The 17494-nt window shown below is 60.4% G+C and carries 16 protein-coding genes; 8 read left to right on the top strand and 8 right to left on the bottom strand.

The features are described from left to right. Positions 1-17: 17 nt before the first annotated feature. From gatB to gatC, 3 genes are read right to left on the bottom strand one after another with little or no spacing between them, the layout of a single operon-like run. Positions 18-1472, bottom strand: coding sequence for an Asp-tRNA(Asn)/Glu-tRNA(Gln) amidotransferase subunit GatB (gene gatB, locus QIT27_RS08025; protein WP_285263412.1), 1455 nt, complete (start codon positions 1470-1472; stop codon positions 18-20). Then, a complete protein-coding gene (gatA, locus tag QIT27_RS08020) occupies positions 1472-2932 on the bottom strand; it encodes an Asp-tRNA(Asn)/Glu-tRNA(Gln) amidotransferase subunit GatA (protein WP_159342584.1) in 1461 nt (486 codons plus the stop codon). The genes gatB and gatA overlap by 1 nt, the downstream gene beginning before the upstream one ends. Before the next feature lie 59 nt (positions 2933-2991). Next, positions 2992-3279, bottom strand: coding sequence for an Asp-tRNA(Asn)/Glu-tRNA(Gln) amidotransferase subunit GatC (gatC, locus tag QIT27_RS08015; protein WP_054641298.1), 288 nt, complete (start codon positions 3277-3279; stop codon positions 2992-2994). Positions 3280-3508: 229 nt separating this feature from the next. On the opposite strand from gatC, the gene QIT27_RS08010 reads away from it, so the two are divergent. From QIT27_RS08010 to tldD, 7 genes are read left to right on the top strand one after another with little or no spacing between them, the layout of a single operon-like run. After that, a complete protein-coding gene (locus QIT27_RS08010; RefSeq protein ID WP_018915723.1) occupies positions 3509-4546 on the top strand; it encodes a rod shape-determining protein in 1038 nt (345 codons plus the stop codon). A gap of 23 nt (positions 4547-4569) precedes the next feature. Next, the gene (mreC, locus tag QIT27_RS08005; RefSeq protein WP_285263411.1) at positions 4570-5511 is read left to right on the top strand and encodes a rod shape-determining protein MreC; all 942 of its coding nucleotides are present in this window, start codon (positions 4570-4572) and stop codon (positions 5509-5511) included. Next, a complete protein-coding gene (gene mreD, locus QIT27_RS08000) occupies positions 5511-5999 on the top strand; it encodes a rod shape-determining protein MreD (protein ID WP_159342582.1) in 489 nt (162 codons plus the stop codon). The genes mreC and mreD overlap by 1 nt, the downstream gene beginning before the upstream one ends. Beyond that, positions 5992-6594 (top strand): Maf family protein, encoded by a 603-nt coding sequence (locus QIT27_RS07995; RefSeq protein WP_285263410.1) that lies wholly within the window; start codon positions 5992-5994, stop codon positions 6592-6594. Before mreD ends, QIT27_RS07995 begins: the two co-directional genes overlap by 8 nt. Positions 6595-6653: 59 nt before the next feature. Continuing rightward, complete coding sequence (gene rng / locus QIT27_RS07990) at positions 6654-8117, top strand: ribonuclease G (protein ID WP_159342580.1); 1464 nt, start codon at positions 6654-6656, stop codon at positions 8115-8117. Further along, positions 8117-11956 (top strand): YhdP family phospholipid transporter, encoded by a 3840-nt coding sequence (locus QIT27_RS07985; protein ID WP_350338765.1) that lies wholly within the window; start codon positions 8117-8119, stop codon positions 11954-11956. Before rng ends, QIT27_RS07985 begins: the two co-directional genes overlap by 1 nt. After that, positions 11953-13407: a metalloprotease TldD gene (tldD, locus tag QIT27_RS07980; protein ID WP_159342579.1), complete on the top strand. Its 1455-nt coding sequence runs from the start codon at positions 11953-11955 to the stop codon at positions 13405-13407. Before QIT27_RS07985 ends, tldD begins: the two co-directional genes overlap by 4 nt. Positions 13408-13415: 8 nt before the next feature. On the opposite strand, the gene yjgA is transcribed toward tldD, so the two are convergent. Next, a complete protein-coding gene (gene yjgA, locus QIT27_RS07975; protein ID WP_159342578.1) occupies positions 13416-13937 on the bottom strand; it encodes a ribosome biogenesis factor YjgA in 522 nt (173 codons plus the stop codon). A gap of 95 nt (positions 13938-14032) precedes the next feature. Between yjgA and pmbA the strand changes: the two genes are divergently transcribed. Next, positions 14033-15373 carry a metalloprotease PmbA gene (gene pmbA, locus QIT27_RS07970; RefSeq protein WP_159342577.1) on the top strand — a complete coding sequence of 447 codons (1341 nt, stop codon included), beginning with the start codon at positions 14033-14035 and terminating at the stop codon, positions 15371-15373. A gap of 18 nt (positions 15374-15391) precedes the next feature. On the opposite strand, the gene QIT27_RS07965 is transcribed toward pmbA, so the two are convergent. The 4 genes from QIT27_RS07965 to hpf are packed head-to-tail and all read right to left on the bottom strand — an operon-like array spanning position 15392 to position 17461. Then, positions 15392-15661 carry an HPr family phosphocarrier protein gene (locus QIT27_RS07965; protein WP_159342576.1) on the bottom strand — a complete coding sequence of 90 codons (270 nt, stop codon included), beginning with the start codon at positions 15659-15661 and terminating at the stop codon, positions 15392-15394. Positions 15662-15702: 41 nt separating this feature from the next. Next, the gene (gene rapZ, locus QIT27_RS07960; protein WP_159342575.1) at positions 15703-16623 is read right to left on the bottom strand and encodes an RNase adapter RapZ; all 921 of its coding nucleotides are present in this window, start codon (positions 16621-16623) and stop codon (positions 15703-15705) included. A 57-nt stretch (positions 16624-16680) separates the two neighbouring features. Continuing rightward, positions 16681-17148 carry a PTS IIA-like nitrogen regulatory protein PtsN gene (ptsN, locus tag QIT27_RS07955; protein WP_253015958.1) on the bottom strand — a complete coding sequence of 156 codons (468 nt, stop codon included), beginning with the start codon at positions 17146-17148 and terminating at the stop codon, positions 16681-16683. A gap of 4 nt (positions 17149-17152) precedes the next feature. Next, entirely contained in the window at positions 17153-17461 is a 309-nt protein-coding gene (hpf, locus tag QIT27_RS07950; RefSeq protein WP_027335376.1) for a ribosome hibernation-promoting factor, HPF/YfiA family, read from the bottom strand. Positions 17462-17494: the final 33 nt, after the last annotated feature.

The following is a 17494-nucleotide window of genomic DNA, read 5'->3' as shown; positions in this document are numbered from 1 at the left end:
GACGATGGCCGTGTCATTTAGAGCAGCGCATCCAATTTCTCTTTCAGTAAGCCGTTGACCTGCTGGGGGTTGGCGGTGCCGCGTGAGGCTTTCATCACTTGGCCCACGAAGTAGCCAATCATCTTGCCGCGTTTCTCCGGCTCGGAGTCACGATACTGCGCGACCTGTGCCGGGCTTTCGGCAATGACCTGATCGATCATCGCTTCAATCGCGCCGGTGTCGGTCACCTGTTTTAGGCCTTTGGCCTCGATGACGGCATCTGCGCTCTTGCCCTGGCCGTTCCACAGCGCTTGGAAGACCTGCTTGGCGGCTTTGCCGTTGATGGTGTCGTCCAGCATACGGCCAATCAGCTCACCCAGCTGCTGGGCGGATACCGGACTGTTTTGAATGCTCAGATTTTCCCGGTTCAGCGCGCCGGAAAGCTCGCCCTGAACCCAGTTGGCCGCCTGCTTGGCGTCGCCGCAGACGCGATGTACTTCTTCGAAAAATTCCGCCATTTCGCGGCTGGCCGAGAGTACGTTGGCGTCGTACGCCGATAGGCCCAGTTCGTTCTGGAAGCGGGCGCGTTTATCGGCGGGCAGTTCCGGCAGTTGGCTGCGCAGGTGATCCAAGTAGGCTTGATCCAACACCACCGGTAGCAGGTCGGGGCAGGGGAAGTAGCGGTAGTCGTTGGCTTCTTCCTTGGTGCGCATGCTGCGGGTTTCGTCGCGCTCGGGGTCGAATAGACGAGTCTCTTGCACTACGTGGCCGCCATCTTCGATCAGCTCGATCTGTCGTTCGACTTCGAACGCAATGGCGCGCTCCACAAAACGGAACGAGTTAACGTTTTTAATTTCTGCACGGGTCCCGAACGCCTCTTGCCCTTTGGGGCGCACCGACACGTTGACGTCGCAGCGCATCGAGCCTTCGGCCATGTTCCCGTCGGAAATGCCCAGGTAGGTCACGATGGAGTGGATCGCTTTGAGGTAGGCGGCGGCTTCTTTGGCGCTGCGCATGTCCGGCTCGGAGACGATCTCCAGCAGCGGCGTGCCGGCCCGGTTCAGGTCGATGCCCGTCATGCCGTGGAAGTCTTCGTGCAGCGACTTGCCGGCGTCCTCTTCCAGGTGGGCGTGGTGGATGCGAATCCGCTTGGTGGTATCGTCATCCAGAGTGATCTCTACTTCACCCGCGCCGACAATGGGGTGGTACATCTGGCTGGTTTGATAGCCCTTGGGCAAATCCGGGTAGAAGTAGTTTTTGCGATCGAACACCGAGACCTCGGGGATCTCGGCGTGCACGGCGAGACCAAACTGTACGGCCATGGCCACGGCCTGCTCATTGAGCACCGGCAGAACCCCCGGCAGGCCCAAGTCGACGGCGCAGGCCTGGGTGTTCGGCTCGGCGCCAAATGCGGTGGAGGCGCTGGAAAAAATCTTAGAGCGCGTTGCGAGCTGAACGTGGACTTCCAGCCCGATCACGGTTTCCCATTGCATTAGGCGTTCTCCTCGGCAAAGGCGGGCAGTTGAAGGTGCCAGTCGGTCGCTTGTTGGAACTGGTGGGCCACGTTGAGCAGCTGCGCTTCGGCAAAGTGGGTGCCCAGAATCTGCAGGCCTACCGGGCGGCCACCGGCAAAGCCAGCGGGAACGCTGATGCCAGGGATGCCTGCCAGGTTGACGGCGATGGTGTAGATGTCTTGCAAATACATGGAGACCGGGTCTTTTTTCGCGCCGAGGTCAAAGGCCGGCGTGGGAGAGGCGGGGCCCATCAGTACATCGACATCTTCAAAGGCGTCGAGGAAATCTTGACGAATCAGGCGGCGCACTTTCTGCGCTTTGGTGTAATAAGCGTCGAAGAAGCCTTCCGATAGCGTGTGGGTGCCGATCAGAATGCGGCGTTTCACCTCTTCACCAAACCCTTCTGCCCGCGAACGGGTGTAGAGATCGACCAAGTCCGCAGGCGCATCGCAACGATGACCAAAACGTACGCCGTCGAAGCGCGACAGGTTCGAGGACGCTTCGGCAGGGGCGATGACGTAGTAAGCCGGAATCGCGTAGTGCGTATGCGGCAGGCTGACTTCGCGCACCGTGGCACCCAGCGACTCATACACTTTCACCGCGTCACGAACGGCTTTCTCGACCTCGGGGTCCAAACCGTCGCCAAAGTACTCTGTCGGCAGGCCGATTTTAAGGCCAGACAGCGGCGCGTTCAGAGACTCGGTGTAGTCCGGCACGCCACGGGCGACGCTGGTGGAGTCACGGACATCGTGACCGGCAATCACGTTCATCAGGTGCGCGCAGTCTTCAGCGGTGCGCGCCATGGGGCCTGCTTGGTCGAGACTGGAGGCATAGGCGATCATGCCGTAACGGGACACGCGCCCGTAGGTGGGCTTCAGGCCGGTAATGCCGCAGAACGCCGCCGGTTGGCGGATGGAGCCACCGGTGTCGGTGCCCATGGCTGCCGGTGCAAGGCCCGCGGCCACGGCTGCTGCGCTGCCGCCGGAGCTGCCGCCAGGCACTGCAGACAGGTCCCAGGGGTTTTTGACCGCACCGTAGTGGCTGTTTTCATTGGAAGAGCCCATGGCGAACTCATCCATATTGGTTTTGCCCAGGCTGATGATGCCCGCAGCGCTCAGTTTCTCTACCACGGTGGCATCGTAAGGCGCGATGAAATTATCGAGCATCTTGGAGCCACAGCTGGTTTTCACGCCTTGGGTGCAGAAAATGTCCTTGAGTGCCAGTGGGATGCCGGTCAGTTTGCCCGCTGTGCCACTAGCGCGCGCTTTGTCGGCGGCGTCGGCGTGGCGGAGTGCCTGCTCGGCAGTGACGGTGATGAAGCTATTGAGCTGGCCGTCGGCTCGCTCAATACGCTGTAAAAAGTGCGAAGTCAGCTCGCGGCTGGAGAGTTCGCCGCTGGCGAGGGCGGCGGCAAGCTGCGTTACGGTTTTATCATGCATGACCCGGAAGCTCCGTTCAGGGGCGAATAAAATAAGCGGAAACGAGCGACGTGGGTGGGTTACTCGACCACACGCGGGACCAAATAGAGGCCGTTTTCCACTGCCGGGGCGCAGCGCTGGAACGTGTCGCGCTGGTTGGTTTCCGTGACTTCGTCGGCGCGCAGGCGCTGCGTCGCATCCAAGGGGTGAGACAGCGGCGCGACGCCCTCGGTGTCCAGGCTCTGGAGCTGGTCGACCATGTCCAGAATGCGGCTGAGATCGTCGACAAAGCCACTGGCTTGGTCATCGCTAACGGCGAGTCGGGCCAAGTGTGCGGCCCGGCGCACATGAGATTCTTCAAGCGCCATGATCGAGGTTTCCTCGCAATCGTGATGGAACATATTTCGCTTTAAGCGGTATACATACGGTCATCTTAAATTCGTCTGACGGAGCAGACGTGGAAAATAGCCGCAAAAGGTACCACATAATGGCCCTGACGGGCAGTGTTCGGCACGACTCGTGCTTGCTGCCAAGGGGTTGCGGTGATACCGTTTGCATCCGCACAGGGTTCCCGGTCTGCACTAGGTAACAACATCCATGTTCAAACGTTTGAGGGGGCTGTTTTCCAGCGATCTATCGATCGACTTGGGTACGGCCAACACACTGATTTATGTACGCGGTCGTGGCATCGTGCTTGATGAACCGTCCGTAGTCGCCATCCGCCAGTCTGGCAACATGCGTAGCGTCGCGTCGGTCGGTGCCGATGCGAAACGTATGCTTGGCCGCACGCCTGGCAACATTACGGCTATTCGCCCGATGAAAGACGGCGTCATTGCCGACTTCACCGTTACCGAGCAGATGCTGCAGCACTTCATCCGTAAGGTGCACCAGAGCACGTTCCTCACGCCCAGCCCTCGCGTTTTGGTGTGTGTGCCGTGCATGTCGACCCAGGTAGAGCGTCGTGCTATCCGTGAATCGGCAGAGGGGGCAGGTGCCCGCGAAGTCTTCCTGATCGAGGAGCCGATGGCGGCCGCGATCGGTGCCGGGCTGCCGGTGGAAGAGGCACAGGGCTCGATGGTCGTAGACATCGGTGGTGGTACCACGGAAATCGCGATCATTTCGCTCAATGGCGTCGTGTACTCAGAATCGATCCGCGTAGGCGGTGACCGTTTTGATGAGGCGATCACCGCGTACGTGCGCCGTCACTACGGCAGCCTGATTGGTGAAGCCACCGCCGAGCGCATCAAAGAAGAGATTGGCTGCGCCTACCCAGGCGGCGAGCTGCGCGAGATTGACGTGCGTGGTCGCAACCTCGCCGAAGGCATTCCGCGCAGCTTCACGCTGAACTCCCATGAAATTCTCGAAGCACTGCAAGAGACGCTTGGCTCCATCGTGGCCGCCGTGAAGAGTGCTCTCGAACAGTCACCGCCTGAACTGGCATCGGATATCGCCGAGCGTGGCTTGGTACTGACCGGCGGCGGCGCGCTGCTGCGTGACCTGGACAAGCTGATCGCTGAAGAGACCGGCCTGCCGGTGATCGTGGCAGAAGATCCGCTGACCTGTGTTGCGCGTGGGGGCGGTAAGGCGCTGGAAATGATCGATCAGCACACCTTTGAGTTGCTGTCGAGCGACTGATCGCAGCGGTTTATCGCGGGGGATTGCCTATTAAACCGCTGTTTTCACACGGGCCGCTACCCGGTTACCGGCTATTCTTCTGTGTGCTGGCGGCAAGCGCGTTGATGTTTGTCGGCCACCGCTTTACACGTATGGAAGATGTGCGCGCCCAAATGACCACGATCGTTGCGCCCATTCAGTGGGTGGTTAGCGTGCCCAGCGACCTGCTGAACTGGGGGGCGCTAGCCCTCTCTGATCAGCAGGCGCTAGTGGATGAAAACCGTCGCTTGCGCGAGCAACTATTGACGCTCTCTCATCGTGGTCAGCGCTTGGCGAACTTGACCGCCGAAAATGCGGAGCTGCGCCAGTTGCTTGGCGCTGCCGAGCGTCGCGACATCCCCTATATCACGGCGGAGCTCTTGTCGCTGGACAATGACCCCTTTAGCCATCAAATGGTGGTCGATCGTGGACACCGCAACGGTGTCTATGTGGGGCAGCCCGTGATCGATGCATCGGGCCTCGTGGGGCAAGTGACGGCCGTGTCGGCATACTCCAGCCGTATCCTGCTGCTTGCCGATGCCAGCCATGCCTTACCGGTTCAGGTCAATCGCAATGGGCTGCGTTTCATCGTACAAGGGACCGGGCGCTACGGCAGTGTGAACGTCCTTCACGTGCCGGATACGGCCGATATCCGCGTCGGCGACCTGCTGACGACATCTGGCCTGGCGGGGCGTTTTCCGCCGGGCTATCCGGTGGCGCGTGTGACCGAGGTGTACCACGACCCCGGTCAGCCGTTTGCCCGCGTGGTGGCCGAACCTTCGGCCCAGCTCCAGCGGTCACGCCACTTTTTGCTGCTTTTTCCGCCCCCCCGTGAAGAACTGGATGCGTCTATTTGGGATGAGTCCATGGATATTTCAGCCGACGCCCTCCATGCCGCTCAGCGGCTTGGCCAGCCAGCGACCCTACTGGTAGAGGAGGAGCGCTGATGGCGCGTGCGCCGATAGTACCGCTGGTGGTGGTATGGATGAGTTTGGTGTTGGCCTTGTGTTTGCAGGTCATGCCGCTAGCCGATGGATGGCAGGTGTTCCGTCCCGAGTGGATTGGGCTGATGCTCATCTACTGGTGCATGCGTGCCCCGGATAGAGTCGGGGTCTTTCATGGCTTCGTGTTGGGGCTGTTGATGGATCTCATCGAAGGCACCGCGCTTGGCCAACACGCGCTCATTTTGTCGTTGCTGGCCTTTTTGGCAGCACTGGTCTATCCCCGATTTCGTGCGTACTCGCTCGTTCAGCAGTCGGTGTTGGTGCTGGTGCTGTTAGGGTTGGTGCAGCTCATCGAGCAGTGGCTGCGTACATTGACCGGCGACTTTTCGATTCATCTCTCGTTCTTGATCCCGTCATTGGTGAGTGCGCTGCTCTGGCCGTGGCTCTCTACGATGTTCAAAGCCATCGAACGGCGAATCGCCAATGCGTGACGTAGCCTCGCCTCCCGTCCTCTGTTTGGCCTCTGCCTCTCCGCGGCGCCAATCGCTGTTGGCATCGATTGGCGTATCTGTCAGCGTCATGCCCAGTAATATCGACGAAACGCCCTGGAAAGGGGAGACGCCGGCAGCTTACGTAGAGCGGTTGGCGGTGGCCAAAGCCCAGGCTGCAATGGGGAAAACCACGCTACCCGTGCTAGGGTCGGATACAGCCGTCGTCGTCGACGGGGCAATTTTAGGCAAGCCGGTCGATCAGCAGCACGCAGCCAACATGCTGTCCCAACTGTCAGGTCGCACCCATCACGTGCTGACGGCAGTAGCGGTCAGCGGGCCTCAGGGTATACTCTCCTGCTGTGTGACCACCGAGGTCACCATGCGCGCGTTAACGGCAGAGGAGATCGCGTGCTACTGGCAGACCGGGGAGCCGGCCGACAAAGCCGGCGGGTATGCCATTCAGGGGCTGGCGGCTATCTTTATCGAACGCATACAGGGCAGTCATTCCGCCGTCGTGGGGCTGCCACTCTTTGAAACCACGCGCTTGCTTCGCCAGCAAGGGGTTCCCGTTTGGGCGGGCCGTTATCCCTCGTAACCACCGACTCATCGCCCGCTGCGCTGGCAAGGAATAGGACATCCAATAAGGAATTTTGCATGAGCGGTGAAGTCCTCATCAATTTAACGCCCATGGAGACCCGCGTTGCGCTGGTAGAAAACGGCGTATTGCAAGAGGCGCTGATCGAGCGCTCTCGCAGGCGCGGTATCGTAGGCAATATCTACAAAGGCAAAGTGGTGCGCGTACTGCCTGGCATGCAGGCTGCCTTTGTTGATATTGGCTTGGAGCGCGCAGCCTTTATCCATGCCCACGAGGTCATGCCGCCGGGCACGCCCAACGACGAACAGCAAACCATCGGGCAACTGCTCCATGAAGGCCAGGCGCTGGTCGTACAGGTCACCAAAGACCCCATCGGCACCAAAGGGGCGCGGTTGACCACGCACCTATCGATCCCTTCACGCTACCTCGTCTATATGCCCGACTCGCCTCATCACGGGGTGTCGCAGCGCATTGAGGATGAACGCGAGCGCGAGCGTTTGAAGACGCTGTTGGATAAGAGCATCGACGAACAAACCCTCGAGGTGACGGGCGGTTTCATCGTGCGCACGGCCGCAGAGGGCGTGGGCGATGAAGAGTTGGCCAGCGACATGTATTTCTTGCTGCGTATCTGGCGGAAGGTCAGCGAGCGCAAGATCACCGCTGCGCCGCCCAGTGTCATCTACGATGACTTGCCGCTGTTCATGCGCACGCTGCGAGACGTGATGCGCGATGACATTGAGAAAGTCCGCATCGACTCCCGGGAAAACTTCGTCAAGCTGGTCGAGTTTGCCGAAGAGTTCATGCCCGATGCGGTGGATCGTATCGAGTATTACCCGGGCGAGCGGCCGATTTTCGATCTCTATAGTGTCGAAGACGAGATCCAGAAAGCGCTAGGTCGCAAGGTGCAGCTGAAATCGGGAGGGTACTTGGTCATCGACCCCACCGAGGCCATGACCACCATCGATGTGAACACCGGTGGCTATGTGGGGCATCGCAACCTCGAAGAGACCATCTTCAAGACAAATTTGGAAGCGGCCACTGCCATTGCGCGCCAGCTTCGGCTGCGTAATTTGGGCGGTATCATCATTATCGACTTCATCGATATGGTGGACGTAGAGCACCAGCGCCAGGTGCTGCGGGTATTGGAAAAGGCGCTGGAGCGTGATCATGCGAAGACCAAATGTACCGGCGTCACCGAGCTTGGCTTGGTGCAGTTGACGCGCAAGCGTACCCGGGAAAGTCTAGAGCAGACGCTCTGCGAAGCGTGTCCTACCTGTAGCGGTCGCGGTACGCTCAAAACCCCAGAAACCATCTGTTATGAAATCTTTCGGGAGATTCTTCGCGAGGAGCGAGCTTACAGCGCAGAGACCTATATGGTGCTGGCGTCTCAGCCGGTGGTGGATCGTCTGCTGGATGAAGAGTCTGCGGCCGTTGCGGACCTGGAGACCTTCATCAATAAAACGATTCGCTTCCAGGTAGAGCAGCACTACTCTCAAGAGCAGTACGACATCGTACTGATGTAATGATGTCACCTCGCTCGCTCGTTCGCGTCGGTCTGGTCAGCGTTGCGGCTGTATTGGCGACGCTGGCCGTACTGCTGCTGGCGCTGCGTATTTTGGCTAGCCAGGCGGATGCCTTGACCCCACGCCTCGAAGCCCTGCTCGAAGCGCGTATTGGGGTGCCGGTGCATATCGATCGGCTTGCGCTCTCGTTAGAGCGCAACGACCTGCATGTAGAACTCGAGGGGCTTCGGTCGCAAACGCCCGCAGACGAAGCCTTGGTGGAAGTTGACCGCCTCTCGCTGCGCCTTGATGTGTGGGAAAGTCTGCGTCGGTTCGCGCCCATTTTCAGCGATGCGCGTATGTTTGGGCTTGGCTTTCATCTTTACCAGCAGCCGGATCGTGAGTGGAGCTGGCCCTCCCCAGCCAAGTTGCCTCTCGGCGTTACCCCCGAGCCCGACGTCGATCTTGCCTCCTTGGATGCCTGGGCGGAGCTTCTTTTACGGCAACGCGTTTGGGTCGACAATAGTCGCATCACTCTGCACGGTCAGGAGCAGACCGTGATGCTTCACGCCCCTTCGCTTTTGCTCAACGGCGACCGACACCGCACTCGGCTAGAAGGGGCGCTGACGATCGTCGATGCCCCCGACGCCGAACTTCCGGCCATGACCATGCGCGCAGAGATGCAGCCGGGGCAGCGGGGGTTGCGTGATTTTTCGGCGACGCTGCAGCTCGATATGCAGCTCGACCATCTGGTGGTGCTAGCGGCGCTGTTCCGACCAGATCGCATGCCTTTTCTCGAACAGGTAGGCGGCCAAGTGCAGCTGTGGGGGCACTGGCAAGAAGGCTCGCTGGCGGATGCGCGGCTGGCGCTGGATATTCCCGAGCTGACGTTGCGCAAAGACGTCGAATACGCCGTGCTGCGTAACATCCAGGCGACGGGGCAGTGGCTGCGGGATGGTGACGGTGGCGAGGCATGGCTTAGCGGCAATGCCGAGACCGTCGAGTGGGCACAACCCGAGGGCATCAGCGATGGTCCAGCGCTGCCGCGCCACTGGTATGTATCCCACCAGCCAGGGCAGTGGGAGTTGCGAACCAGTGCGTTCGAACTCTCCTCTCTGGCGGCGTGGCGTGAGTATGCACTGCTGCCAGAATCCCTGACGCGGGTGCTGCAAACGCTCTCACCCCGGGGGCAGGTGCAGGGGTTGCGTCTGGGACAGCGAGACGGGCGCTGGGGCGTCGATGCGGCGCTCACCAACGTTGCCGTGCTGCCCTGGCAACAGGCGCCGGGCGGAGGGCCGTTGGATGCCTGGGTGCAAGCCCGCGACCTTCGTGGTCGCGTGACATTCAACAGCGCAGGCGACAGTACGCTCTACTTCCCCAAACTGTTTGACGTGCCGATGCAGCTTCGCCATGCGGAGGGCATCGTCGAGTGGGTGTACGACGGTCCTAATACCATGATCAGCGGCCGTGACCTGAACGTTGACTGGGATGGTGCCAAGGTCAGCGGTGGATTTGGCCTGATTACCGGGCAGCAGAACGGTCAGTTTGGCCTCGATATCGCCTTTGCCGACGTGGATGCGCGCACTCGTCCGCTCTCGCAATGGCTGCCGATGAAAGCGTTCGACCCTGCCCTGCGTGATTGGTTAGCAAACGATATCGGTGGTCGCGTGCCGCAAGGCTCGCTGAAGCTGAGCCAGCCTCTGGGGCCCAATGCGTCATCCGAGCAGCTTTCGGCGACGCTGGCGCTAGCGGTCGAACAGGGGCGTTTGCCAATGGCCCCCGGTTGGCCCACGCTAGAAGAGATCGAAGGGCGCCTGCTCTGGCAAGGCGGGGTGCTACAAGCTGACGTGGCGCGTGCCCAGAGTCAGGGAGTCGACGTCACGAACGGCCTGGTACGCATGGAAGAGAAGCAGCCGCTTACGCTGTCGGCAGATCTGAACAGTGACGGCGATGCCTTGTTGAGATTCCTCCAAGCCATGCCCGATACGGGCCCGCTACCGCTGGGCGATTTTGTGGCAGAGGGGCAGCTCGATGGCGACATCGCGCTGGTACTTCCACTAGAAGCTCCTGAGACACTTCAGTTAGAGCTCAATGTGCGGCCGGCACTCGCGGTGATAGATGTCGTCTCCCCATCCATCACACTGCGGGATATCGATGGTGAGCTTCACTGGCAGCAAGTGGGGCCCGAGCACGCGTTGACCGGCGCGCTGAGCAGCCGGTGGCAGGGGGGGGATCTGCAAGCGACGTTAACGGCCGATGAGCGTGTAACGCTAGACGGGCGCGTGGCTTCCTCGGCGCTGTGGGCGCTGGCTGGGGTGCCCGCCGAACAGGCTCGTCAAGTCGTCGATGGTAGCGCCCAGTGGCAAGCAGAGATTGCGCTGTCGCCCAGCCCCGTAGTGACGTTGCAGAGCCGTTTGATCGGTATGACCAGCGCGCTGCCGGCGCCTTTTGCCAAACGCAGTGAGGAGCCTTGGCCGCTGCGACTGCGCGCGGAGCTGGCGTCTGGGCAAGTCGCCATGCAGCTAGCCGATAAGGCTGCGGTCAGGGCGCAAACACTGGCAAGTGGAGAGCTGGCGGCTGATGTGACCCTGGGTAGCGCGGTTCAGCGCCCCGGCTGGCCCCAAGACCCCGGCTGGCGTTTTGACGCGGGTTTTGACGTGCTGGATCCCATGGTATGGCAGGCGGCACTTGCACCGCTGATGTCGGCCGACAGCGCATCCGCCCAGGGCGATCACCCACCGTTCGACGTGCGGTTGCACACCGACTGTCTGATGTTTCGAGACACCTGCCTGGGTACGATTGATGCCTCCGGTACGCTCAGTGCAGAGCGAACGGCGCTGACGCTCAGCGGTGATATGTTGACAGGCCGAATTGATTATCAGCCAGCCAGTGCGCGCCCGCTGGATATCGCCATTTCCTCCCTAGTGCTGGATCCGCTTTTCGAGTTACCCTCCAAGCCGCACGATGCCAGTGCAGCCGCGCCTGACTCTTGGGTCGAGGCGGTCGACACCCAGCACGTCGATCCGGTGGCCATTCCCGACGGACTGGCGGACCTACCCAACGGCAGGTTGCGGCTAGCGGAGCTCAGCGTGGGCAATCGGCGCTTTGGGCCGCTCACGGCCTTCTGGCAAACCGATGATCGCCGTTTTTCGCTATCGCCGGTGGGGGTGACCCTTGGGCAGCTCTCTGCCCGGGGCGAGTTGGTATGGGAAGGCAATGCGGTGAATAGCCGAACCCGCGCCGATATCTCTATTCAAGGCGGGGACGTGGGCACGGCGCTGGAGCGCCTGGAACAGCCGGTGGCTATGCGCAGCCGAACGACGGATTTGTCTGCCAACCTCACTTGGCCCGGTGCACCCTGGCAAGTAGATTTGAGCCGCGCTGGTGGCGAGATGAGCGCAGATATTCGCGACGGCCGCTTCGTGACGCTCGAATCGACGCCAGCGCGCTTAGTGGGCCTGCTCAATTTTGATAATATTTTGCGCCGCCTGCGGTTCGACTTCTCTGATTTGACCGGCCAAGGCACGGCCTTTGATCGTGTTCACGGCACTGCCGACGTTGCCCAAGGGCAGTTACTGTTGCGTGGCCCCCTACAAATTGATGCACCCGCCACCACGCTGTCACTGACGGGAAGTGTTAACCTCTTACAGCGTGAACTTGATCAGCGTCTCGGCGTCACACTGCCCGTCAGCCAAAGTTTACCCATTGCCGCCATTGCGGTCGGTGCGCCCATCGTCGGCGGCGCGCTCTTCATTGCCGATCAGCTGTTCGGTGATGCGCTGGATCAAGCAACCACTATCTATTACCGCGTGCAAGGTCCCTGGACCTCGCCGCAAGTGACTTTAGAAGGCCCCCAATGACCGCACACAAAAGCGATATAGAGTCTGCTGTTTCCATTTTGCTTACCCCAGGTGGCCTCGATCTGAACGCTCTGGATACGGGCCTGGGCTATGCCATGGGAGCAGGCATCGATTATGCCGATCTCTATTTTCAGCGAACCTGGCAAGAGGGTTGGGTTCTGGAAGATGGTGAAGTCAAAGAGGCCAGCTATAACATCGACGGCGGTGTGGGCGTACGTTCACTGGCGGGCGAAAAAACGGGGTTTGCCTACTCCAACCAAATCACCGCCGATGCATTGATGGATACCGGACGCACGGCGGCGGGCATCGTTCGCAGTGGTAAGCAGTTGCCCGGCCAGAAAGTAACGCCGGTCAGTGCCGCCGCGCGCTATGCGGGCATCGACCCACTTGCCGGGCTATCGGCCGAAGAGAAGGTCGCGATGTTGAAAGAGGCCGACCGAGTAGCCCGAGCTGCCGACCCGAGTATCAGTCAGGTGAGCGCATCCCTGTCGGGGACTTACGAAGTCGTGCTGGTGCGTGCCAGCGACGGCACTCTCGCCGCGGACATTCGCCCCCTAGTGCGCTTTAACGTCAGTGTGATCGCGGCCAAGAACGGCCGCCGCGAGCGCGGTGGCGCGGGGGGCGGTGGTCGCTACTCCATGGCGCGCCTGCGCGACGAAGGCGTGGCCGAGCGCTACGCCAAAGAGGCCGTGCGTCAAGCGCTGGTCAACCTCGAAGCCATCGATGCACCGGCCGGGCAGATGCCGGTCGTGTTAGGCGCAGGCTGGCCGGGCATTCTGCTACACGAAGCCGTTGGCCATGGCTTGGAAGGCGATTTCAACCGCAAAGGCAGCTCGGCCTTTGCTGGCCGGATGGGGCAACAGGTCGCCGCCAAGGGTGTCACGGTGGTCGACGATGCGACGGTACCGGATAGCCGTGGTGCGCTCAGTGTGGACGACGAGGGCACGCCCGGTCAGTACACGCCATTGATCGAAGACGGTATTTTGACGGGTTACATGCAGGATAAGCTGAACGCACGCCTGATGAAGATGGCGCCGACCGGCAACGCTCGTCGCGAGTCGTTTGCACACCTGCCGATGCCGCGTATGACCAACACGGTGATGCTGGCCGGACAGGATGACCCCGCCGATATCATCAAAAGCGTCAAGCGGGGCATCTACGCGGTGAGCTTCGGTGGCGGCCAGGTGGATATCACGTCGGGCAAGTTCGTCTTTTCGGCCAGCGAAGCTTACATGATCGAAGATGGCAAGATCACCGCACCGGTGAAGGGCGCGACGCTGATCGGCAACGGGCCTGAGGCCATGGGGCGGGTGTCGATGATCGGCCATGACATGGCGATGGACACCGGGATTGGCGTGTGCGGTAAAGAGGGGCAGGGCGTGCCGGTCGGTGTGGGTCAGCCCACCCTGAAACTGGATGAACTGACTGTCGGCGGCACGCAGTCTTCTTGAGCGGCCTGTTAAAGCGCTAGTGTCTCGCGCAGGTGCTTGAACAGCTTGCGCGAGCTGGTGGGTGGCTTGCCCTGCTCGCGCTCTTTGCGGGCGTTGCGCACGAGTTGGCGCAGCGCTTGTCGATCCGCATTGGGGTAATCGGCCATGAACAGATCGACGGCGTCATCGCCCTCGTCGACCATGCGATCCCGCCACTTCTCGAGGCGATGAAACGCATGGTCGCGCTGCTCTTTTTCCTGCTCGATGGCATCGAACACGCCCTGGATGGCCGTTAGATCCTCTTTGCGGATGAGCTTGCCAACGTATTGCATATGACGGCGGCGGCCCTCATGCGAGCGGATGCGGGCGGTTTCATCGATGGCACGCAGCATGTCGTCCGACAGGGGGAAACGGGCGCGCTCGGCAGGGTTCATGGCAATCAGCGTTTCGCCTAGCGCCTGCAAAGCATGCATCTCACGCTTTAGCTGCGATTTACTGGGACGCTCTTCCTGTTCGTCGATGTCGATTGGCTCGGGGCGTTGCTTGGGCATATAAGAACTCACTGATTAGATTCGTTTGCAGCATTATATCAGGCTGCGACCACAACATTGATTCGCCAACGCGATTCAGGCGAAAAGGAGGCCAAATGGCACAGGCATTTGATGCATCGGCGCAGCAGGCACTGCTGACACAGCGCGCTGAGGAAGCGCTTGCCCTGGCAAAGCAGCTAGGAGCAGATGCCGCCGAAGTGGGCGCCAGCGTTGACCAGGGCATGGGTGTCAGCGTTCGTTTGGGCGAGGTGGAAACCGTTGAACTATCTCGGGATCAAGGCATTGCGGTGACGCTTTACGTGGGCAAACGGAAGGGAAGTGCGTCTTCTACCGATGCCAGCAGCGCCTCGATTCGTGCCACGGTAGAAAAGGCACTGGCGATTGCCCGCTATACGGGCGAAGACCCCGCCGCCGGTCTGGCAGAGGCAGCGTTAATGGCCACCGATCTGCCCGATTTGAAAGTGCATCACCCTTGGGCGCTCTCGACGGAGGAGGCCATCGATTTGGCGCTGCGCTGTGAGCAGGCAGGTCGCCGCGTCGAGGGGATCCATCAGTCGGAAGGGGCATCGCTTTCAAGTGGCGAGGGCGTGCGCGTTTATGCCAATAGCCACGGCTTTCTGGGGACTCAGAAAGGCAGCAATCACTCGCTCTCCTGCATGCTGATCGCTCAGGATGACCAAGGCATGCAGCGTGATTATGACTACACGGCGGCACGGAATCCGCTCCATTTACGCCAGCCAGAGGACGTGGGGCAAGAGGCCGCAGCGCGTACGCTACGGCGACTGGGCGCGCGTCGACCGCCGACCGGTACCTTTCCGGTGCTGTTCGACCCGACGCTGGCCAGCGGCCTGATCGGTCATCTTATGGGTGCTTTGGCAGGCGGAGCGCTTTACCGCGAAGCCTCCTTTCTATGCGACCGCCTGGGGACACCGCTTTTTCCCGAGTGGTTTGGATTGGAAGAGCGACCCATGGAAGTGGGGGCGACGGCGAGTTCGCCATTCGATGCCGAGGGGGTGCAAACCCGCAATAATCGTTTCATCGATCAGGGGCAGGTCGCCAGCTACATGCTCTCTGCCTACAGCGCACGGCGTTTAGGCATGCACTCGACAGGCAATGCAGGCGGCGCACGTAACCTACGCTTGCTGGCTCCTTTGACACCGCGTGCCGAGCTCTTGAAACAGATGGGGCGCGGTATCTGGGTCACCGAACTCATGGGCCAGGGGGTGAATGGGGTGACCGGTGATTACTCGCGAGGCGCGGCGGGTTTTTGGATCGAAAACGGTGAGGTTCAGTACCCAATCGAGGAGTTCACGATCGCCGGTAACCTGAACAAGATGTTTGCAGGACTAAGCGCTGTGGGCGATGACACGGATACCCGTGGCAGCATTCACACGGGTAGTTGGCTTGTGGATGCGATGACCGTCGCTGGCAGCTAATCGTTGACGCGGAGTCGGTTACTGGTCTTCGTCAAACCGCGCGTCGAACAGCGCTTCGATGGCATCGAGCGCTTGTTCGGCGTCTTCCCCTTCCGCAGCTACAGTGAGCTCGGTGCCGCAGGGCGCCGCGAGCATCAGCAGCGACATGATATTAGCGGCATCGGCTTTTTGCTGCTGCTTGTATACGTGGATGCTGGCAGAAAACTGCTGGCCACACTGAACCAATTTGGTGGCCGCGCGGGCATGGAGGCCGCGCTGGTTGGTAAGGGTTAACGTTCTTTCGGGCACTCTGGTTCCTTTTTGCCGAGTGGGTCTTTGAATAAAAAGGCTTAGGGCGTACGGGTGGTCGCGGTGGTGGGGCTTGGCGCCACGGGCTCTTCGCTCAGCGTGTACTGCAGCCCCAGTTCGCGATGTCTCAACTGCACTTCTCCGGTCTGCTTAACGAGCCGCTGGGCGAGCTGCTCCACCATGTAGACGGAGCGGTGCTGGCCGCCCGTGCAGCCGATAGCTACGGTCATGTAGCTACGTTGGCTGTTTTGGTAGGCCGGTAACCACTTCTCCAGCCAAGCCTGAATATCGCTGGCCATGGCTTCCACTACCGGGTAACCGCTCAAGAAAGCGACGATATTGGCATCGCGGCCAGTATATTGCCGAAGGGTAGGGTCCCAGTATGGGTTGGGCAGACAGCGTACGTCGAAGACCAAATCCGCATCCAGCGGAACGCCGCGTTTATAGCCGAAGGACTCAAAGGTGAGCGTGAGCTGATGCTGGCGCTGGTGGGCCACTTGATCGGTAATGCGGCGGCGCAAATCGTGGACGGAGAGCCGAGACGTATCGATCAATAAATCGGCGAGATCGCGTATTTCATGTAGCGTCTCCTCCTCTTTGTTGATCGCCTCTTCCAGCGTCATTTCGCTGTCGCGAGTGAGGGGGTGGCGACGACGAGTGGCGGAGTAGCGCTCCAGCAGAATGCGTGCGTCCGTGGTTAGATAGATCACCTGAAAACGAATGTCTCGCTGGCGTAGCTCTTCCAACAGCGCTGGCAGACGCTCCAGCGCGATGGGGAGGTTGCGCGCATCGATGCTAACGGCAATACGAGTGCGTTCTCCTTGAGCGCGCAGCTCATCGATCAGCGAGCCCAGCAGCATGGCAGGTAAGTTATCGATCGCATAATAGCCAAGATCCTCCAGCGCTTGTAAGGCGATAGATTTACCGGACCCCGAACGGCCGCTAATGATCACCAGTTGCATAGCGTCTCTCTTGGCGTATGAGCGTAGGAAATAAACAGTGATGGACGTGTGAGTATCTTACGCGGCCTGTTCGCGTATCTTGGCCGTCATCAGGGTCAATAGCTCTTTTTGACTGCTGGCTTTGCGTAGCTGTTGACGGGTATTCGCATCGTTCATGATCGTCGCGACTTGCCCAAGCAGAGCGAGATGCGTGTCGTCCGCCTCTTCGGGTACGAGCAACACGAACACTAGATCGACGGGATCGCCATCGATGGCATCGAAATCGACCGGCTCGGCAAGTTTCAAAAAGCCAGCGATGGGCGAGCTACAGTGCGGGCTGCGTGCGTGGGGGATGGCAACGCCGTTGCCAATTCCCGTGCTGCCGAGACGCTCGCGTCCAATCAGGCGGCTAAACACTTCTTGGCTATCGAGGCTGGGTGTGTTTTGGGCGATGAAGGTGCTGAAAAACTCCAGCACCCGTTTTTTGCTGCCCCCGGGCACGTCGTAGAGCACGCGCTCCGGGGGGAGGATGGTTTCCAACGTCATTGAGTTAACGCACGCCTGCGCCCTGGGCGCGAGCTTGTGCTTTTTCCTTGTGTTTAACGAGTTGACGATCGATTTTGTCTGCGAGCGCATCGATAGCGGCATACATATCGTTATCGAGGGCTTCGGCATGAAGGTCGGCACCGGCGGCATGCAGCGTACAGGCTGCCTGCTGGCGTTCCTTCTCGACAGATAAGGTCACTTGCACCGTGGTGATGTTGTCGTAGTGGCGTTCGACGCGTTCCAGCTTTTCGTTAACGTAGTCACGCAAGGCGTCAGTCAGTTCAACGTGATGACCAGTGATGTTTACTTGCATTGACGTGCTCCTTATCCATCGGGCTGTACTTCG

It is taken from the genome of Halomonas sp. LC1, from assembly GCF_030247125.1.
GTDB lineage: Bacteria > Pseudomonadota > Gammaproteobacteria > Pseudomonadales > Halomonadaceae > Vreelandella.
The sequence above is the reverse complement of the archived record's forward strand: the minus strand, read 5'-3'. Positions and strand labels throughout refer to the sequence as shown.

What these genes read in the sequence shown, in the direction of transcription:
- mreD (WP_159342582.1), top strand. Translation starts at nt 5,511, where the DNA reads ATGGCGCGTGCGCCGATAGTACCGCTGGTGGTGGTATGGATGAGTTTG.
- tldD (WP_159342579.1), top strand. Translation starts at nt 11,953, where the DNA reads ATGACCGCACACAAAAGCGATATAGAGTCTGCTGTTTCCATTTTGCTT.
- ptsN (WP_253015958.1), bottom strand. Translation starts at nt 17,148, where the DNA reads ATGACGTTGGAAACCATCCTCCCCCCGGAGCGCGTGCTCTACGACGTG.
- QIT27_RS08010 (WP_018915723.1), top strand. Translation starts at nt 3,509, where the DNA reads ATGTTCAAACGTTTGAGGGGGCTGTTTTCCAGCGATCTATCGATCGAC.
- rapZ (WP_159342575.1), bottom strand. Translation starts at nt 16,623, where the DNA reads ATGCAACTGGTGATCATTAGCGGCCGTTCGGGGTCCGGTAAATCTATC.
- yjgA (WP_159342578.1), bottom strand. Translation starts at nt 13,937, where the DNA reads ATGCCCAAGCAACGCCCCGAGCCAATCGACATCGACGAACAGGAAGAG.
- pmbA (WP_159342577.1), top strand. Translation starts at nt 14,033, where the DNA reads ATGGCACAGGCATTTGATGCATCGGCGCAGCAGGCACTGCTGACACAG.
- gatC (WP_054641298.1), bottom strand. Translation starts at nt 3,279, where the DNA reads ATGGCGCTTGAAGAATCTCATGTGCGCCGGGCCGCACACTTGGCCCGA.
- hpf (WP_027335376.1), bottom strand. Translation starts at nt 17,461, where the DNA reads ATGCAAGTAAACATCACTGGTCATCACGTTGAACTGACTGACGCCTTG.
- QIT27_RS07985 (WP_350338765.1), top strand. Translation starts at nt 8,117, where the DNA reads ATGATGTCACCTCGCTCGCTCGTTCGCGTCGGTCTGGTCAGCGTTGCG.
- gatB (WP_285263412.1), bottom strand. Translation starts at nt 1,472, where the DNA reads ATGCAATGGGAAACCGTGATCGGGCTGGAAGTCCACGTTCAGCTCGCA.
- QIT27_RS07995 (WP_285263410.1), top strand. Translation starts at nt 5,992, where the DNA reads ATGCGTGACGTAGCCTCGCCTCCCGTCCTCTGTTTGGCCTCTGCCTCT.
- rng (WP_159342580.1), top strand. Translation starts at nt 6,654, where the DNA reads ATGAGCGGTGAAGTCCTCATCAATTTAACGCCCATGGAGACCCGCGTT.
- gatA (WP_159342584.1), bottom strand. Translation starts at nt 2,932, where the DNA reads ATGCATGATAAAACCGTAACGCAGCTTGCCGCCGCCCTCGCCAGCGGC.